Raw genomic sequence first — 17698 nt, forward strand, 5'->3', positions numbered from 1 at the left:
CAATGTTTATTTAAATATGTAAAACACTATAATTGCAAATAGTCTAATTATTGAGGTTCAATCATGAGTTTAAAAGCGCAAATAGATGCCTATAACGTACAAAAAGATGCCAAGTTACCGGCTGACGTTTTAGCATTAATGAACACTACAAACGAAGAGCTTATTGCACAGCATATTAAAGACAATGCGTTGCAAATTGGTCAAAAGGTAGAAAACTTCAGCCTAGCCAACCATAACGGCGAAAACATTGAGCTTGCGGATTTATTAAAAAAAGGCCCGGTAATTATTAGCTTTTATCGTGGTGGCTGGTGCCCATATTGTAATTTAGAGCTAAAAGCACTTAATGACTACTTACCGCAATTTAAAACTCAAAATGCTCAGTTAGTCGCAATATCACCACAACTGCCTGATGAAACTCTCTCAACTGCACAAAAAAACGATCTTGAGTTTGACGTGCTTTCAGATGTTAGTAATAAAGTAGCTGAGCAATTTGGTTTATTGTTTACACTTGATGAGCGTATTCAAGCGTTATACACACAATTTGGTATTGATTTTGAACACTACTACGGCGATAAAAGCTTTAAATTGCCGCTACCGGCTACTTATGTGATAAACCAAGAAGGTGTTATTACATACGCATTTTTAAACGAAGACTACACCCTACGCGCAGAACCTACTGATATTATGGCAGCACTTGAATCGGAGAATAACTAATGTCTATTTTAAAATCGTTAAAAACACTTACTCTTTCACTACTTGTAGGCACAAGCCTTGTATCTGGTTATGCAGTCGCTGATGAACCAAAAGAACAAGTAAAGCCCAAAGTGCTTATTTTTGATGTAAACGAAACCCTACTTGATTTAACGTCAATGCGTACCTCTATTGGTAAAGCACTAGGCGGGCGTGAAGATTTATTACCACTATGGTTTTCGACTATGCTGCACCATTCATTAGTAGATACAGTAAGCGGTAGTTATCACGACTTTGGGCAAATTGGGGTGGCATCACTTCTTATGGTTGCTCAAAACAACAATATTGATATTACAAGTGAACAAGCTAAAACAGCTATTGTTACGCCTCTTTTAACGCTTCCTCCACACAGCGATGTTAAAGAAGGACTGGCAAAACTTAGAGCTCAGGGCTATAAATTAGTAAGCCTTACAAATTCTTCAAACAAAGGTGTAAAGGCACAGTTTGAAAGCGCTGGTTTAATGTCTTACTTTGATGCACGTTACAGCATTGAAGATATTAAAATTTACAAACCAGACTTACGTGCTTATGAATGGGTACTTAAAAAGCTAAATGTAGCACCAAATGAAGCTATGATGGTTGCAGCCCATGGCTGGGATGTTGCTGGCGCAAAAGAAGCAGGCTTACAAACCACTTTCATTGCACGCCCAGGTAAAGCACTTTACCCATTAGCTAAAAAACCAGATCACGTTGTGAAAGATTTACATGAATTAGCCGCTCTACTTAAATAAGTATGCGCTGATGAATCAATACCCAAGCGGCCAATGTTAGGATGACATTGGCCGCTTTTTTATAACTACCCCTAAATATGTCTTAGTGTATTTATTTTCATAATCAGTATGTTAAAAATTGAATGTAAACAAAGCATTTAGCCCACTATGAGTTATTTTATCTGCTAGCAATTTAGTACTCACAACGCTACTATTAAATAAATACGTGGTGGAGAACATAATGAATAGTGAAAGATTAGGTGAGTTTGAACAGTACTTTCAAATTAATGAAAGTATAAGAGTGAATTTATTCGCCGTATCGAACGGACAAGTTCCTAAATCGCAGCTTGAGCTAGAAGACGATATCCCCCCACTATTTAGATTAGCAAATGAAGTAAGTGAACTTGAGCAAAGCTCGTTACGACCACTGCGTAACTTGGGCGATATAGCACAAGAGCTAGCTACATTTTTACAAGCGCAGTCACGTAAAATAGATTTAATAATGAGCCATATTTTGGCCTCAGAACAAGCCCAAGATAATGCAATACAATGTGATAGCTACGGCGGTGGCGGTATTAGCTTTACATCACCCGAAGCACACTCAATTGGCCAAGCGTTTAGAACAAAACTGTTTTTGCACCACGAAGCCTCTGCGGTTTATTGTTACACCGAAGTTGTGGCAGTAGAAAAACAAGATAGCGAACATTATCAATACACCATGCTCTTTACTGCAATTAGAACCACTGACCAAGAACTTATTGTTAGAGCGAGTTTACATGCTCAAACCCGCCAACTTAAAAAACGTCAGGAACTTGATCAAAACCAAGCCAACCTAAACAGTGATAATTAGCTGACATCTTTATGTAAAATGCTAAACTAGCGTCATCTTAATTAGTATATAAACTTCATGAACTTTAGACTTTTACCAGAATGGGCCGAGCAAGACGCTGTTATGCTTACATGGCCTCATAAAGACACAGATTGGGCTGATAATTTAGCACGTGTAGAACCTGTATATATTGAGCTTGCTAAGCATATAACAATGCAGCAACAGCTTGTTATTGTGGCGCATAACAGTGCCTTAAAAATGCATATTACAGCATTGCTAAATAGCGCTAACATCTCTCTTAATCGTGTTCATTTTGTAGTAACGCCTACCAACGATACCTGGGCGCGCGATCATGGCCCGCTTACTTGCGCCGCTATTGATTCACCAGAACAACTAAAAGTATATGATTTTACTTTTAATGGTTGGGGCAATAAATTTGAAAGCGCATTAGACAATCAAATTAATCGTACTTTGGTAAAAGAGCTAAGTAGCATAAACAACCAATATCAAGCGCTCGATATGGTACTTGAAGGTGGCGGTATTGAAATAAACGAGCATGGTGTGTTGCTAACAACCAGCGAATGTTTGCTTAACAAAAACCGTAACCCAGATTTAAACCCTGCTGACATAGAAGTACTTTTAAAAGAGCACTTGGGCGCAACACGTTTTTTATGGGTTGATCATGGCTATTTAGCCGGTGATGACACCGACAGCCACATTGATACCTTAGTGCGCTTTGCTCCAAATAATACCCTTGTATATGTGCGGTGTGACGATAAAACTGATGAGCACTTTAGCGCACTTGATGCAATGGAAAAACAACTAAAAACCTTTAAAACTGCCGATAACACCCCATATAACTTAATTGAGTTACCGTGGCCAAAAGCCGCTTATGACGATGAGCAAACACGCTTACCGGCTACCTACGCTAACTACTTAATTATTAATAATGCTGTGCTTGTGCCAACGTATAATGATGCCAATGATGAACGTGCTCTTGCACAAGTTCAAAAAGCATACCCACAACACACTATTATTGGCGTTAATTGCCAACCAATAATTGAACAATTTGGCAGCCTGCACTGTATTACAATGCAATTACCTCGTGGATTTTTAGCTGGAGCAGCACAATGACAAGCCCTGCAAAATTAACCGTTGCGTTAGTGCAACAAAGCAATACCGATAACGCTCAGCACAATATGGCAAAATCAATGAGTGCCATTCGTGAAGCCGCTCAAAAAGGTGCAAAACTGGTTGTACTTCAAGAGCTACACCGAAGCCTCTATTTTTGCCAAACCGAAAATGTTGACGTATTTGATTTAGCCGAAACCATTCCAGGCCCTAGCAGTAACGCCTTAGGTGAGCTTGCTAAAGAGTTAAGCATTGTTATTGTGGCCTCTTTATTTGAAAAACGCGCTACGGGCCTTTATCACAACACCGCAGTTGTATTAGAACAAGATGGCAGTATTGCAGGTAAATACCGTAAAATGCATATTCCTGATGACCCAGGTTTTTACGAAAAATTTTACTTTACCCCAGGTGATATCGGTTTTGAGCCTATTCAAACCTCGGTGGGTAAATTAGGCGTGCTAGTATGTTGGGATCAATGGTTTCCTGAAGCTGCCCGCTTAATGGCAATGGCAGGCGCTGAAGTGTTAATTTACCCAACCGCTATTGGTTGGGATCCTAACGACGACATTGCTGAGCAAACTCGTCAAAAAGATGCGTGGGTTATTAGTCAGCGTGCCCATGCTGTTGCCAATGGTGTACCAGTAATTAGCTGTAACCGTGTCGGCCATGAAAGTGACCCAAGTGCGCAAAGCGATGGCATTGCGTTTTGGGGAAATTCGTTCATTGCAGGCCCACAAGGTGAATTATTAGCAGAGGCTAATAATACTGATGAGCAAATTTTAGTGGTAGATATTGATCAAAAACGCTCAGAAAACGTAAGACGTATCTGGCCGTTCTTGCGTGACCGTAGAATTGATCACTATAAAGACCTAACAAAAATATACCGAGACTAAGAAATCTTAACTCAAGATGGCTCTTACTTGCTAAGAGCCAACTATAAATGGAGTAATAAATGGCGTTTGAGCAATGGGCAGCCTTGCCTTGGGTAAAATCTCAAAAAGATAAAATTCAATGGGGCCAGCTAAGCGGAAGTGGTTTAAGTATTGCCATTGCTGAAGGCGTTAAACAACAAGACAACTTAGTCTTGATTGTTACTCCTGATACACCAAGCGCACTACGCCTTGAAACAGAATTAGAATATTTATTACCCGATAACCCAGTAATGGTATTTCCTGATTGGGAAACTCTGCCATACGATCACTTTTCTCCCCATCAAGATATTATTTCAGCCCGTTTAGCCACTTTAAACACCTTAAAAAAAGAACAACAAAGTGTGTTAATTGTGCCTGTATCTACCTTAATGTTGCGCACAGCCCCGGCCTCGTTTATTTACGGTTCAACAATAAACTTTAAAGTGGGCGACAAGCTAGACACACATAACTTTCGTGACAACTTAGAGCAAGCTGGTTATTTAAATGTTCAACAAGTAATGGAGCACGGCGAATACGCTATACGCGGCTCTATCGTTGACTTATATCCAATGGGTAGCCCGCATCCATTTAGACTCGATTTTTTTGATGACGAACTCGACACAATTCGCTTATTTGATGTAGAAACGCAGCGTTCTGATGAAAAAGTAGATAAAATTGAGCTACTTCCAGCGCATGAATTTCCTACTAACGACGCTGATATTGAACGTTTTAGAATAAGCTACCGCGAAAAATTTGGTGCAAGCTCGCAGCAAGACTCTGTATACATGCAAGTAAGCAAAGGTAACTGGCCTGCAGGTGTTGAATACTACATGCCGTTGTTTTTTGAAAAGCTAGCGACTATTTTTGACTACTTGCCAGATACGACAACTGTTATGCAGCTGGGTGATTTAGAGCACGCGGCAGACACCTTTTGGCACGATGTAAATGTACGCTATGAGAACCGCAGAGTTGACCCACTTCGTCCATTACTTGAACCCAATGCGCTTTATCAGCCTATTGAAGAGCTGTTTTCTAATTTAGGCAATTTTGCACGTATTCGTTTATCTCTTGCAAAGCTTGGTACTAAAGCGGGCAATAAAAACTTAAGCGTTAGCGAGCTACCAGCGATTAGAATTGATCATAAACAGCATGAACCTTATGCCGCGTTTATAAATTATGTAGCAGAGCAAAAAAAGAAAAAAGGCCGCATATTACTCAGTGTTGAATCCGATGGTCGTCGCGAATCATTACTGAGCATTCTAAAACCAAGCGGTTTAAAATTTAAAGAATTTGAAACACTCGAACAATTTACAAAAAGCGCGAGTGATGTAGGTTTAATAGTAAGCCCGCTTGAGCAAAGTGTAGTACTTGGTACTAAACCAAGCCTTTCTATTATTACCGAGCAAGAACTGCTAGGTATAAAAGTATCTCAGCGCAGACGCCGCAAGCACAAGTACGAAGCCAGCCAAGATGCGCTAATCCGTAATTTAGCTGAGCTTAAAGAAGGCCAACCTGTTGTGCATCTCGACCATGGTGTTGGGCGTTACCAAGGTTTGCAAACAATTGATGCCGCAGGTGTAATTACTGAGTTTGTTACGATTACTTACGCAAGTGAAGCTAAACTTTACGTGCCAGTGTCTGCACTGCATATGCTGAGTCGTTACTCTGGCGGTGAAGAAGCTAGCGCCCCTCTGCATAAGCTTGGCTCAGATGCATGGGAAAAAGCAAAAAAACGTGCGGCTGAAAAAGTTCGCGATGTAGCAGCCGAATTACTCGATATTTATGCTCAGCGCCAAGCAAAACCCGGTAATAAGTTTACTCTAGACGCCCCTGCATATCGCCAATTTAGCGATAGCTTCCCGTTTGAAGAAACTGACGATCAGCGCAACGCCATAGAAGCAGTGTTAGGCGATATGCAATCAAAACAAGCCATGGACCGCTTAGTGTGTGGTGACGTAGGCTTTGGTAAAACAGAAGTGGCCATGCGTGCTGCTTTTGTAGCGGTTAACGATGATAAACAGGTAGCCATTTTAGTGCCGACTACCTTGCTGGCTCAGCAGCACTATGAAAATTTTAAAGACCGTTTTGCTGATTTTCCTATTGAAGTTGGTGTACTTTCGCGCTTTAACTCCACTAAAGAGCAAAAAGACACACTTGAAAAAATGGCCAATGGTAAACTCGATATAGTTATTGGCACACATAAACTTATTCAGCATGACATTAAATTTAACGATTTAGGCTTACTCATTGTTGATGAAGAGCATCGCTTTGGTGTTCGTCAAAAAGAGAAAATTAAAGCCCTGCGTGCCGATGTAGACATACTCACACTAACTGCAACGCCAATACCGCGTACACTTAACATGGCCATGAGCGGCATGCGCGATTTATCAATAATCGCAACGCCACCGGCTAAACGTTTAGCGGTAAAAACCTTTGTACGCCAACGCGATGTAGAACTAATACGCGAAGCGGTACTGCGTGAAATTAAACGCGGTGGCCAAGTTTACTTTTTGCATAACAATGTGGAAACTATTGACCGTGTTGCGCAAGAAATTAGTGAATGGGTGCCTGAAGCAAGCGTCACCTCAGCCCATGGTCAAATGCGCGAGCAAGAGCTTGAGCAAATAATGACTGACTTTTATCATCAAAAATACAACGTGCTGGTATGTACCACGATTATCGAAACGGGTATTGATGTACCGACAGCCAACACCATTATTATGGATAGAGCAGATAAACTTGGCCTTGCGCAATTACACCAATTACGTGGACGAGTTGGTCGAAGCCATCATCAAGCGTATGCCTATTTACTCACAGGTGACCCTAAAGCACTGTCTAAAGACGCGAGTAAACGCTTACAAGCAATTGAATCGTTGGAAGATTTAGGCGCGGGTTTTGCCCTCGCTACACACGATTTAGAAATTCGTGGCGCTGGTGAGTTACTTGGCGACGATCAATCAGGTCAAATGCAAACTATAGGCTTTAGTTTGTACATGGAAATGCTTGAGCAAGCCGTAAATGCGCTACGTGAAGGAAAAGAGCCAACGCTTGAAAATCTACTTAAAAAACAAACCGAAGTAGATTTAAAACTGGCTGCACTATTACCTGATGATTACATACACGATGTCAATGCACGCTTAGGTATGTACAAGCGAGTTGCTAGTTGTGCTAACCTTGATGATATGGATGAACTACAGGTAGAACTTATAGACCGCTTTGGTTTACTGCCTGATGCCGCTAAAAACCTATTTAGCCTACAATTATTAAAAATGCAGGCAAGTAATTTAGGGATAACAAAAATTGAGGCAAATCCAAAAGGTGGTTACTTTGAGTTTAGCCAAGATACTAAGGTTAACCCTAGCTTCATCATTGGTTTGATACAAAGTGCGCCTAAGGTGTACAAAATGGATGGCGCAAATAAACTGCGCTTTGCAATTAGTGAAGCTAACGCTCGCGAACGCTTAAAAATGGTCACTGCAATGATTGCAGATTTCGAAAAAAAGGTTAGCCATTAATGTTGCTAAAAAAATCGCTAGTTATTTTATGCTGCTTGTTTAGCAGCACTGCATTTGCAGAACGCTGGTTTGAGGTTGAGGTGCTTGTATTTAAGCAGCGCCCTGCTCCGTATTTGCAAGAAGATTTTACACTTAAGCACAAAGCTATTGAGGATAAAAACTCTCTAGATTTAATGACCCCTCTTTATACAGAGCAAGCAATGCAAGCCTGTATAGATGGTGATGAGCGTTTTCAAAAACGCTCTTTTACCGATTCATTAGTTAATTCAAACCCGCAATCGGGTGTATGCGGTGACAGTACAAACTACCTACAAAGCTATGATGAGCTACCTGTAACACCTCTAGCACCCGCTAAAGATGATATGCAGCAAACTTATTTATTAGCGCCAGAACAACTGCAATTTAAAGCGCAGTACCGACAGCTAGATCGCAAAGGATTAACACCTATTCTACATACTGGGTGGCGCTTTGAAGGCGCAAGTAAGTCGCGTGCTCCAAGTATGCATTTAATAGCAGGTAAACACCTTAAAAGTGATTCCAACGTAACCCCTAGCTATTCAAATCCTGATCTTATGAGTTTATTAAATTCACAACCTGAATTATTTAACGACCCAAACCAATCAAAAGCAGAATGGGAACTAGACGGTTTATTCAAAATACACTTACGACATTATTTATACATTACAGCTAATTTTGATATTAGCCAAAAACTAGAAAATGGCGATATAGAGTCAGCCCGCTTTTCTCAGTTTAGACGTGTAATAAGTGGTGAAGTACATTACTTTGACCACCCACGAATGGGCATGATCGTCCAAATCAGAAAATTCAAACATTAATACTAAGTAGGATATAACAATGAAAAAACTCCTTATCATCGCAGCTACACTAAGCCTTGCGGCTTGTTCTAAGGTAAGTCTTGAGAGTTACGAAAAAATCAAAGTAGGTATGGACAAGACTGAAGTTGAAACCATTTTGGGAAGTGCAGATAATTGTGTTGAAAAAACACTGCATACTAATTGTGTGTGGGGCGACGAAGCAAAAAATATCGAGATCACGCTAGTATCAAACAAAGTAACTTTATATAGTAAACATGGTTTAGCTAATAAATAAATTTAAAAAAGGGACTGATTTTATCAGTCCCTTTTTTAATTACTAAAATTCATTTTTTGGAGTAGATAAGCTCAATATTAACGATTTTACTACGATTTAACGTTATTTTATAGCGTTGGTAGAGTGTTCTATCTTCCTCAGTTAGCACAAGCACCATGTTAAGTTGATAGCGCCGTTCAACCGCCTGCTTAGAAATTTTATTACTATCTAAATGATATAACTTCCCTTCACCACGCTTTAAATAACGCGCAAATGGTGCAAGACTAAATTGCAGTGTTTGTTGCAGTGTATCGTAACCGGGTAAAAATTCTTTTGCACTAACACGTGTCTCACTTGCAAAGTGTAACCACTGCGCGGCTTGTTTATTTTGCTGACGACGCTTTGAAAAAATAGATCTAACTTCTTTAGGTATTTTTTTAAAGCGTGTGTATTCAAGCCAAATTAGCTGACTCGCTATTTTGTCTTTGGTAATACTATTTTTAAAACTAAATCGCCACTTAGGTCGCCCTTGTACAATAGCTCGCCAGATCATACGTGTAATGTCTTCTTTGAATATTTCACGTAGCCCGTAAATGACCCCTAAAATTAAAATAAGCGTCGCGGTGACTTCAGTAAACGTTGAGCGGGCATTAAGTATCACAACCATCACAAATGCCATGATAACAGCTGTTACAGTGCCTTTAACTAATCGTTTAAGGTAGCTGTTAAGAAAACGCGTTTGGCGCTGTAATATAACGCCATGCTCAATTAAACGTTGTAACAAGCGCATTTTATTTGTTATTCGATTTGCGTCTTGCATGGTGGTTTCAGAATTGTAGCTTTTCTCTGCTCGGTACGTATTTTCGTTTTTACAAAACTGCAGTAAATCGTTACGCTCTTTTGCATAATCGCTACTACGTGGGCCTTCATCTAAAAGCTTTAAAAATGATTGCTCAACATGCCAACTTAAATAGTTGTCAGCATTGGTAAAAAATGGAAGTAGTTTTTCGTCATCTGGTGTGTAGCGACGCAGCTTTTTTAAAAGCCCTTCACTTTGTTCATATACTTCGTTAGCGCGTTTATAAAAGTCTTCTGCTTCATCAATTTTTAACGCGTCTTTAATGTCGGCATCAAGGGCTAAACGCACTTGGTAACAAAATAAATTAAGGTTTTGACGGTAATCTTGCTGCTCACCTTTGTTTTTACTAACAAAACGGCTTCGTACTAATGGCAAGTGTATATTGTTAGCGTTGTATGCTAAATGTGATTTAAAGTGGTTATTAAAGTAAGATTCTTCGGTAAGCGTTTGCGGATTAATCCCCATTTCATTAGGGATAGAAAAATACAGATCTATGCGCTGTTCAGAACGAGGAGTTAGCTCTGGTTCAATGACAAAAGATAAGTTTTCATCTTGTTTTAACAATCAGTTCTCCTTCTAAAATATCTTTTTAGTGTACTTGTCTCCTTTGTTTTGTTCAATAAAAAAGGCTCAGTAAATACTGAGCCTTAATACGATTAATGTGCTAGTTAAAACTTGTAGTTTACACTTGCAAAAACACGTGAACCAATTACATCATAAACTTCTGGAACAGTACCCATATCGTTACCACCTAATACTTTCTCAGGCTCTTTATCGAAAATGTTGTTCATGCCACCAGTAAATCGTAATGCATCATTCAAGTTGTAGCTCATTGAAATATCGTGGTAAATAACGTTGTCAGTACTAAAGTTTTCACCGTAGTAGTCACCATCCATTCCACGAAGGAATCTTGCGTTATAAAGGATATTTAATGAATCAGTTAGATCGTAATTAACTGAAAGGTTAGACTTTATTTTAGAGTAACCACCGATGTTGCCATCAATAGTACCTGTGTAATTAATGTCATCTTCTTCAAACTTAATTAAATAAGTTGTATCAAGGTTTATACGGTAGTTATCTGCAGAGTAGCTAATATTCCAATCAACACCTGACGTTTCTTGAGAACCTACGTTAGTTAGTGCTGAACTTAGGTTAGATAAGTCACCAGATTGTGTAATGTTTACTGATGAACATGATTCTGAGTCACCTGCAAAACAGCTATTCATTTCGTTTTGAACATCTAAGCGAGTAATCGCATTAGTAATATCAAACTTCCAGTAATCTAGAGTTGTTGATAAACCGTCAGCTACTTCCCAAACCATACCAAAAGTGAAAGAGCGACTTTCTTCGGCTTTAAGATCGTTATCACTTGTGTAGTTTACAAGTATTTGAGCATCTTGTTCGTTGCCCCATGGATCAGCTAGGTAATCGTACGAACCTGAGTTACCACCAAACAGTTCTGATACGTTTGGTGCTCTAAAGCCAGTAGCTAATACAGAACGAACCATAAACTCTTCAGTTACATTCCACGTTGCACCAAGTTTCCACGTTGTTTCGCCACCAAAGGTAGAGTAGTTATCGTAGCGAGCAGCACCTTCAAGGGTAACAGTCTCTAATACCGGCATAGATGTTTCAAAGTAGATAGACTGTACTGAGAAATCACCTTCAGTTGGATCTTGTTGTGCAGCTGTGCTCTCACCAAGCTGAGTAATTAGATCTGGTGTGTAGTAACCACTTTCAAAGCGGTTTTCTACACCGATTGCGTAACCAATATCACTTTCTGTTACTGCGCTGTAACCAGCTGAAAGAATAAATTGCTCGTTACCACCTTCGTTTGACTCAGTATAAATTGAATCGTTAGATGTTAATAAGCTACGATCTAAAGAATCACCGCTGAACCAAAGAGCTTGGTTTGCATAAATGCTTTCTTCAACTCGACTTGCATTAATTGAGTTTTGAACTTTATCTTTTGAGTCATTACGACCGTAAGTTGCACTTACATCCCAGCTTGCATCGTTATCTAATAAACCTTGTAATGCAACAGATACACGGTAAGTGTCAGTTTCTTGCTCATAAATACGAGGACCAGCATCAACCATTCTTCTTCTGTACTCTAAAGAGTCAGCAAGATCGCCTGTATCTGCGTCACGGAAGCTATCTGTGTAAGTTGAATCCAAGCTAGAAGTACTTAAATCAATACTTGCTGGTTGTGGTGCAAGTTGTTGATTAGATTCACGACGTGTATACATCAAATCAACATTAAATGTAGTGTCTGAGTCTAGCTCTTTGTCAAAACTAGTAAATAAGCTGTATAGCTCATTAGGTGTTTGAGCATAGCTTGATGTTGTGAAGTCGTATGAAGTAGTTCTATCTGCAAAAACACCATTACCCTGGTAAGTTCTGCCGCCCAGTGTTCCTTCAGGGATAAATGAAGACTCGCCAGGCTCTACAAAACGACGATCCGACTGAATTACTTCACCACGGTTTGAGTATTGAGCACCAACAACTAAGTTGCCATCGGCAATATTCATTCCGTGTAATAAACTAACACCGTAGTTATTGCCATCACCTTTTGTAGTGCGGCTTCCTTCAACGTTTAGCTCTGAACCTTCAAAATCTTTCTTTGTTATAATGTTAACAACACCAGCAATAGCATCAGAGCCATATACTGCAGACGCGCCGTCTTTTAAGATTTCGATAGATTTGATCATTGCTACAGGAATGGTATTTAAATCAACAGAAGAATCTGCGCCGGTACCTGAAGAAACCATACGACGACCATTTAATAATACCAGTGTACGTTGCGAACCCATACCACGTAAGTTAACTGTCGCAGAACCACCTGAACCATTATTACTTGAAGCGCCTAAGCTAATACCAGCAGCTGATGGCTGAGTAGAAAGTATGTCAGCAACAGATGTGAAACCACTTTTTGCAATGAAGTCATCACCGATAACTGTGATTGGGCTTGCTGTTTCCATATCAGTACGGTTAATACGAGAGCCCGTCACCTGAATTTTTTCAATTGATGTAGCTGCTTCGTCAGCCGCTAAAACTTGCACACTTGAGAACATTGGTATTGCTGCAATTACAGCTAAGCCAAGAGTTGATTTTTTCATGAAAGAACCCTACTTGTTGAAGTTTACCTTTATTGGTAATGCTCACTTGTTATAAGAATAGTGAGTCAGATGGGCAACTTAGGCGCTTTTAACTGAACGAAAACTTAACGCCAGTACGCTTTTTATCAACCAACAAAATAGAACAACTCTTTTGGGGACATACGTTACAACTTGTTTCATTGTTAACGAATAAATACACTTAAATATCAATAGCATAAACAATTTAAGATACTTAAATAACACAGTTGAAACCAAACTGGTCAACTTTGTAATTCAATGTAACTAATCGAATTGTGTACCAAATTCAGATAAATTAACAAGTTAATCACAGCAAATTATTAAAACCGCAAAACTAAATGTTAATTACTAACCGAATTTACGCATGTTTGGTGCTTAAATAGCTTTATCTGACTACTTTGCGGTTTTTTTGATTAGACTTTTTGTTCAGCCACAATTAAAACTGTGTCTTTATTGAATTAGTTTCATATTATAAAAACTTATATTGGCTACTTGATTCAAATAGCAGTTTTAGTGATCTTCTCGCTTAAATAATCGTATGGATAACAATGCAAATTGCTAATGGTAAATGGATTGCATGAAAGTTAGGTATTAAGCCTAATACGTTACATAAAAAGAGTAATTTAGTGTTTGTATTAAAGAGGTTGTATTATCTTTGACTGTTAGCTCTAAATTCCAGAGCATATTTTGCTCAGAACAAATGCCAACCATGGTATTACTCTGCCACAGGCCATTATGTTTTTTAAATTGCTGAGGAATGTAACCCATATACATAGTAATGCCTTTAAGCTTGGCATCTTCAATTGTAAGGTTTGTTGGCAAATCACTAAAAATAGTAAATGGAGTTTCGGGAGAAAGAGTTTTCTCGCTTAACCATACTTTAACATCATTTGAAAAAGTACAAGGCAAATTGGCTGTGCATGTGGCATTTTCTAGAAACTTTTCATCTGTATTTTTGGAAAAATCACATGCTGTTAATAAAAAAAATACCGCCGTGAATAAACTTAATCTATATATAAGCATAACAATTTCGCACTAAAGAAAAACAAATACTAATAATCGCGACTGCAAATAACAAGTGCGAGTGTTACTATTAAGCCAAATTAGGCACAAACTGTATCAAAAAATAAACAACAAGCTCACAAACATTGATTGATGTCATAATTTTATGTAATTGACCTATCTTTTTTAGGCCAAAAAATTTATCATTTCACCCGCAAAAAATAAGGGTTTCTCAAGTTTTTTTTCTGAAGCTTTCATGTATTGAAAGTTTTAGATAACACGCTTGAGAAAATAGTAGGCCCCACTTTTAAAGGTGGGTAATTCATTTCTAAACGCATTTATTGCAGCGGAAGCCAGAAAATGAGCCAAACAGTAGCATCACAAACTGAGTATAACTATAAGGTTGTACGCCAATTCGCTATTATGACAGTGATTTGGGGCATCGTTGGCATGAGTATTGGGGTTCTGATTGCTGCCCAATTAGCTTGGCCAGCACTTAACTTTGATACACCATGGTTAACTTACTCTCGACTACGTCCGTTACACACGAACGCAGTAATTTTCGCATTTGGTACCAGTGCACTTTTTGCGACGTCTTATTACGTCGTACAACGTACTTGTCAAACGCGTCTTTTCTCAGACAAACTCGCCGCCTTTTCTTTTTGGGGCTGGCAGCTAGTTATTGTATTAGCAGTAATTACATTACCACTTGGTATTACTAGCTCAAAAGAATACGCAGAACTTGAATGGCCAATCGATATTTTAATCGCTGTGGTTTGGATTGTTTACGCTATTGTATTCTTTGGTACTTTAATCAAGCGTAAAGTGTCGCACATTTATGTTGCTAACTGGTTCTATGCTGGCTTTATTATTACTGTTGCAGTACTACACATTGTAAACAGCATGGCAGTGCCTGTATCGTTAACTAAATCATATTCAATCTACGCTGGTGCGGTAGATGCTATGGTTCAGTGGTGGTACGGTCATAACGCTGTAGGTTTCCTACTTACTGCTGGTTTCTTGGGTATGATGTATTACTTTGTACCTAAACAAGCAGGTCGTCCAGTGTACTCATACCGTTTATCGGTAGTTCACTTTTGGGCTCTAATTTCATTATATATCTGGGCTGGTCCTCATCACCTTCACTACACAGCGCTTCCTGATTGGACGCAAAGTTTAGGTATGGTTATGTCTATTATCCTATTCGTACCGTCTTGGGGTGGTATGATTAACGGTATTATGACGCTATCTGGCGCGTGGCATAAACTACGTACTGATCCAGTACTACGCTTCTTAGTTGTTTCGTTGTCTTTCTACGGTATGTCTACGTTTGAAGGTCCAATGATGGCAATTAAATCTGTAAATGCGTTATCTCACTACACAGATTGGACAATCGGCCACGTACACTCAGGTGCACTAGGTTGGGTTGCTATGATTTCAATTGGTGCTATTTACCACTTAATTCCTGCGTTATTCGCGCAAGGTCGTATGTATAGCGTTAAATTGGTTAATACCCACTTCTGGTTACACACTGTAGGTGTTGTTTTATACATTGTTGCAATGTGGATTTCAGGTGTAATGCAAGGTCTAATGTGGCGTGCAGTAAATGCTGACGGTACATTAATGTACAGCTTTGTGCAGTCTTTAGAAGCGTCGCATCCTTTCTATATCATGCGCTTTGTAGGCGGTGTATTCATCGTAACGGGTATGTTAGTTATGGCTTATAACGTTTACCGCACTATTTCAGCTGAGAAAGAATCTCTGAAACTAGACGCGCAAGCACAATTAGCATAACGGAGTGAGATGATGAGCAAGAAAAATTCACAAAACAAACATGAGATAGTAGAAAAGAACGTTGGCCTTATGGCTATTCTGACTGTTTTTGCTATTAGCTTTGGCGCGTTAGTTGAGATCACTCCGCTAATGTTTCAAGACGATACAACTAAACCAGTGGAGGGTTTACGCCCTCTTAACGCTTTAGAAATGGAAGGCCGCGACCTTTACGTGCGTGAAGGTTGTTCTAACTGTCACTCACAAATGATTCGTCCTTTTCGTGATGAAGTTGAGCGTTATGGTCACTACTCTGTAGCAGGCGAATCAGTATGGGATCATCCGTTTTTATGGGGTTCTAAACGTACTGGTCCTGACTTGGCTCGTGTTGGTAAGCGCTACTCGGACGATTGGCATTATGCTCACTTAGTTGATCCACGTGCTGTGGTTCCTGAGTCAAACATGCCAGGCTTTCCTTGGTTAGCAGAGAATACGGTTGATACAAGCCTTACTCTGAAAAAACTACAACTTTTCCGTGATACTTTTGCTATTAACCCAGAAAACCCAAAACATCCGGGTTTAGGTTATGGCGATGATGCAGAGCTTCAAGCAGATGTTGATAAAGTTAATGCTATGAATGATGGCAAAGGCGCAACAGAAATCCAAGCTCTCATCGCGTATTTACAGCAACTTGGTACCCACTTGAAGTAAAAAATTATGGATTACGGAACATACAGAGGTATTTTGACTCTGGTAATTTTAGTATTGTTTATTGTGATTGTTGCATGGGCATATAGCAAGCGAAGCAAAACTCGTTTCGACAGCGCAGCTAATGCCATTTTTGAAGATGAAAAAAAACATGACAACACGCTCTCTAACGAGGAAAAGGAGTCTGAAAAATGACTAGCTTTTGGAGTATTTGGGTTATTGTATTAACCCTTGCATGCTTATGCATCATCTTTGGCTTATTAGTTTGGAACTTAAAAAACTATGCAGGCGTAGAAGAAGGTGAAAGCTGTGGACATGAATTTGACGGTATTGAAGAGCTAAATAATCCACTACCAAAATGGTGGACTTACATGTTTTTCGCAACTTTTGCTTGGTCGGTATATTACCTTGCAGCTTTCCCAGGTTTAGGTAACTGGGAAGGTTTTGGTAAATGGACTAGCTCTAACCAAGGTATTACGTCTTTAGCTGAATCTAAAAAAGCAGTTGCAGAGGCAAAAGCGGATGGTCGCTTTGTAAAACTTGATAAAGAGTACGAAGCTGCAGAAGAGCGCTTTGGTCCTATTTTTAATAAACTTGCACAAGTACCCGTTTTAGATTTAGTTAGTTCTAAATTTGAAGGTGATGCAGCGCAGCAAATAGCACTTGATAATGATAATAAACATGAGCAAACAGATGGCCAAGTCGCCATTGAAATTGGTCAGCGTTTATTCTCACAAAACTGCGCGCAATGCCATGGCTCTGATGCACGTGGTGGTACTGGCTTCCCTAACCTAACTGATAAAGATTGGTTATATGGCGGAACACCTGACAAAATTAAAGAAACACTTCTTTATGGTCGTATTGCAGCAATGCCAGCTTGGGGTCCTGCTCTTGGCGAACAAGGCGTTAAAGAAATGACAGCACATGTGCTGAGCCTTTCTGGTCGTACTGTTAACCAAAAAGACGCAGACGCAGGTGCCGCTAAGTTTGCAATGTGTGCCGCATGTCATGGTGCTGACGGTAAAGGGTCGGTTGCACATAACCTACCATTTGGCGCGCCTAACCTGACTGATAACATTTGGTTATATGGTGGTTCTCAACGTGCTGTTGAAGAAACTCTTAACCACGGCCGTGCCGGTGTAATGCCTGCATGGAAAGACATTTTAGGTGAAGATAAGATTCACTTATTAACTGCCTATGTTTACAGTTTATCGCAAGATAAATAAGCACGCGGTTAATAAAATGTTTATAAATTAATTTATTTAATTCAATAGATTAATCCAGATC

At 39.5% G+C, this 17698-nt stretch carries 15 protein-coding genes; 12 read left to right on the forward strand and 3 right to left on the reverse strand.

Translation table 11 applies throughout. The features are described 5' to 3' along the window. Positions 1-63: 63 nt before the first annotated feature. The 8 genes from L659_RS0110060 to L659_RS0110095 all read left to right on the forward strand — a co-directional run bounded on the left by L659_RS0110060 (position 64) and on the right by L659_RS0110095 (position 8956). Positions 64-714, forward strand: coding sequence for a peroxiredoxin-like family protein (locus L659_RS0110060; RefSeq protein WP_007585680.1), 651 nt, complete (start codon positions 64-66; stop codon positions 712-714). Further along, positions 714-1481 (forward strand): haloacid dehalogenase type II, encoded by a 768-nt coding sequence (locus L659_RS0110065; protein WP_024590458.1) that lies wholly within the window; start codon positions 714-716, stop codon positions 1479-1481. The genes L659_RS0110060 and L659_RS0110065 overlap by 1 nt, the downstream gene beginning before the upstream one ends. 220 nt (positions 1482-1701) lie before the next feature. Next, positions 1702-2310, forward strand: coding sequence for a PilZ domain-containing protein (locus L659_RS0110070; RefSeq protein ID WP_024590459.1), 609 nt, complete (start codon positions 1702-1704; stop codon positions 2308-2310). A gap of 57 nt (positions 2311-2367) precedes the next feature. After that, positions 2368-3423, forward strand: coding sequence for an agmatine deiminase family protein (locus L659_RS0110075; RefSeq protein ID WP_024590460.1), 1056 nt, complete (start codon positions 2368-2370; stop codon positions 3421-3423). Further along, entirely contained in the window at positions 3420-4313 is an 894-nt protein-coding gene (locus L659_RS0110080) for a carbon-nitrogen hydrolase (RefSeq protein WP_024590461.1), read from the forward strand. Before L659_RS0110075 ends, L659_RS0110080 begins: the two co-directional genes overlap by 4 nt. 59 nt (positions 4314-4372) lie before the next feature. Next, entirely contained in the window at positions 4373-7846 is a 3474-nt protein-coding gene (gene mfd, locus L659_RS0110085) for a transcription-repair coupling factor (protein WP_024590462.1), read from the forward strand. Beyond that, positions 7846-8682, forward strand: a complete 837-nt coding sequence (locus L659_RS0110090) for a peptidoglycan binding protein CsiV (RefSeq protein ID WP_024590463.1) — start codon at positions 7846-7848, stop codon at positions 8680-8682. The genes mfd and L659_RS0110090 overlap by 1 nt, the downstream gene beginning before the upstream one ends. A 19-nt stretch (positions 8683-8701) precedes the next feature. After that, positions 8702-8956: a hypothetical protein gene (locus L659_RS0110095; RefSeq protein ID WP_007585664.1), complete on the forward strand. Its 255-nt coding sequence runs from the start codon at positions 8702-8704 to the stop codon at positions 8954-8956. Between the two features lie 49 nt (positions 8957-9005). On the opposite strand, the gene L659_RS0110100 is transcribed toward L659_RS0110095, so the two are convergent. The 3 genes from L659_RS0110100 to L659_RS0110110 all read right to left on the reverse strand — a co-directional run bounded on the left by L659_RS0110100 (position 9006) and on the right by L659_RS0110110 (position 13954). Further along, complete coding sequence (locus L659_RS0110100) at positions 9006-10358, reverse strand: hypothetical protein (RefSeq protein ID WP_007585662.1); 1353 nt, start codon at positions 10356-10358, stop codon at positions 9006-9008. Positions 10359-10462: 104 nt separating this feature from the next. Then, the gene (locus L659_RS0110105) at positions 10463-12913 is read right to left on the reverse strand and encodes a TonB-dependent receptor (RefSeq protein WP_007585660.1); all 2451 of its coding nucleotides are present in this window, start codon (positions 12911-12913) and stop codon (positions 10463-10465) included. Positions 12914-13528: 615 nt separating this feature from the next. Then, positions 13529-13954: a hypothetical protein gene (locus L659_RS0110110; protein ID WP_007585651.1), complete on the reverse strand. Its 426-nt coding sequence runs from the start codon at positions 13952-13954 to the stop codon at positions 13529-13531. Positions 13955-14293: 339 nt separating this feature from the next. Here L659_RS0110110 and ccoN point away from each other — a divergent pair, with 339 nt between their 5' ends. The 4 genes from ccoN to ccoP are packed head-to-tail and all read left to right on the forward strand — an operon-like array spanning position 14294 to position 17637. After that, positions 14294-15727: a cytochrome-c oxidase, cbb3-type subunit I gene (gene ccoN, locus L659_RS0110115; RefSeq protein WP_007585649.1), complete on the forward strand. Its 1434-nt coding sequence runs from the start codon at positions 14294-14296 to the stop codon at positions 15725-15727. A 12-nt stretch (positions 15728-15739) separates the two neighbouring features. Further along, positions 15740-16414 carry a cytochrome-c oxidase, cbb3-type subunit II gene (ccoO, locus tag L659_RS0110120; protein ID WP_010554062.1) on the forward strand — a complete coding sequence of 225 codons (675 nt, stop codon included), beginning with the start codon at positions 15740-15742 and terminating at the stop codon, positions 16412-16414. 6 nt (positions 16415-16420) lie between these two features. Beyond that, positions 16421-16606, forward strand: a complete 186-nt coding sequence (locus L659_RS0110125) for a cbb3-type cytochrome oxidase subunit 3 (RefSeq protein ID WP_010554061.1) — start codon at positions 16421-16423, stop codon at positions 16604-16606. Next, positions 16603-17637 (forward strand): cytochrome-c oxidase, cbb3-type subunit III, encoded by a 1035-nt coding sequence (ccoP, locus tag L659_RS0110130; RefSeq protein ID WP_024590464.1) that lies wholly within the window; start codon positions 16603-16605, stop codon positions 17635-17637. The genes L659_RS0110125 and ccoP overlap by 4 nt, the downstream gene beginning before the upstream one ends. The last annotated feature ends 61 nt before the right edge of the window (positions 17638-17698 follow it).

Origin of the sequence: Pseudoalteromonas sp. S8-8, assembly GCF_000497875.1 — a bacterium.
Lineage (GTDB): Bacteria > Pseudomonadota > Gammaproteobacteria > Enterobacterales > Alteromonadaceae > Pseudoalteromonas > Pseudoalteromonas arctica.

Bases quoted from the DNA above. Each gene is read 5' to 3' on its own strand.
- L659_RS0110060 (WP_007585680.1), top strand. From the start codon at position 64: ATGAGTTTAAAAGCGCAAATAGATGCCTATAACGTACAAAAAGATGCC.
- L659_RS0110065 (WP_024590458.1), top strand. From the start codon at position 714: ATGTCTATTTTAAAATCGTTAAAAACACTTACTCTTTCACTACTTGTA.
- L659_RS0110070 (WP_024590459.1), top strand. From the start codon at position 1,702: ATGAATAGTGAAAGATTAGGTGAGTTTGAACAGTACTTTCAAATTAAT.
- L659_RS0110075 (WP_024590460.1), top strand. From the start codon at position 2,368: ATGAACTTTAGACTTTTACCAGAATGGGCCGAGCAAGACGCTGTTATG.
- L659_RS0110080 (WP_024590461.1), top strand. From the start codon at position 3,420: ATGACAAGCCCTGCAAAATTAACCGTTGCGTTAGTGCAACAAAGCAAT.
- mfd (WP_024590462.1), top strand. From the start codon at position 4,373: ATGGCGTTTGAGCAATGGGCAGCCTTGCCTTGGGTAAAATCTCAAAAA.
- L659_RS0110090 (WP_024590463.1), top strand. From the start codon at position 7,846: ATGTTGCTAAAAAAATCGCTAGTTATTTTATGCTGCTTGTTTAGCAGC.
- L659_RS0110095 (WP_007585664.1), top strand. From the start codon at position 8,702: ATGAAAAAACTCCTTATCATCGCAGCTACACTAAGCCTTGCGGCTTGT.
- L659_RS0110105 (WP_007585660.1), bottom strand. From the start codon at position 12,913: ATGAAAAAATCAACTCTTGGCTTAGCTGTAATTGCAGCAATACCAATG.
- L659_RS0110110 (WP_007585651.1), bottom strand. From the start codon at position 13,954: ATGCTTATATATAGATTAAGTTTATTCACGGCGGTATTTTTTTTATTA.
- ccoN (WP_007585649.1), top strand. From the start codon at position 14,294: ATGAGCCAAACAGTAGCATCACAAACTGAGTATAACTATAAGGTTGTA.
- ccoO (WP_010554062.1), top strand. From the start codon at position 15,740: ATGAGCAAGAAAAATTCACAAAACAAACATGAGATAGTAGAAAAGAAC.
- L659_RS0110125 (WP_010554061.1), top strand. From the start codon at position 16,421: ATGGATTACGGAACATACAGAGGTATTTTGACTCTGGTAATTTTAGTA.
- ccoP (WP_024590464.1), top strand. From the start codon at position 16,603: ATGACTAGCTTTTGGAGTATTTGGGTTATTGTATTAACCCTTGCATGC.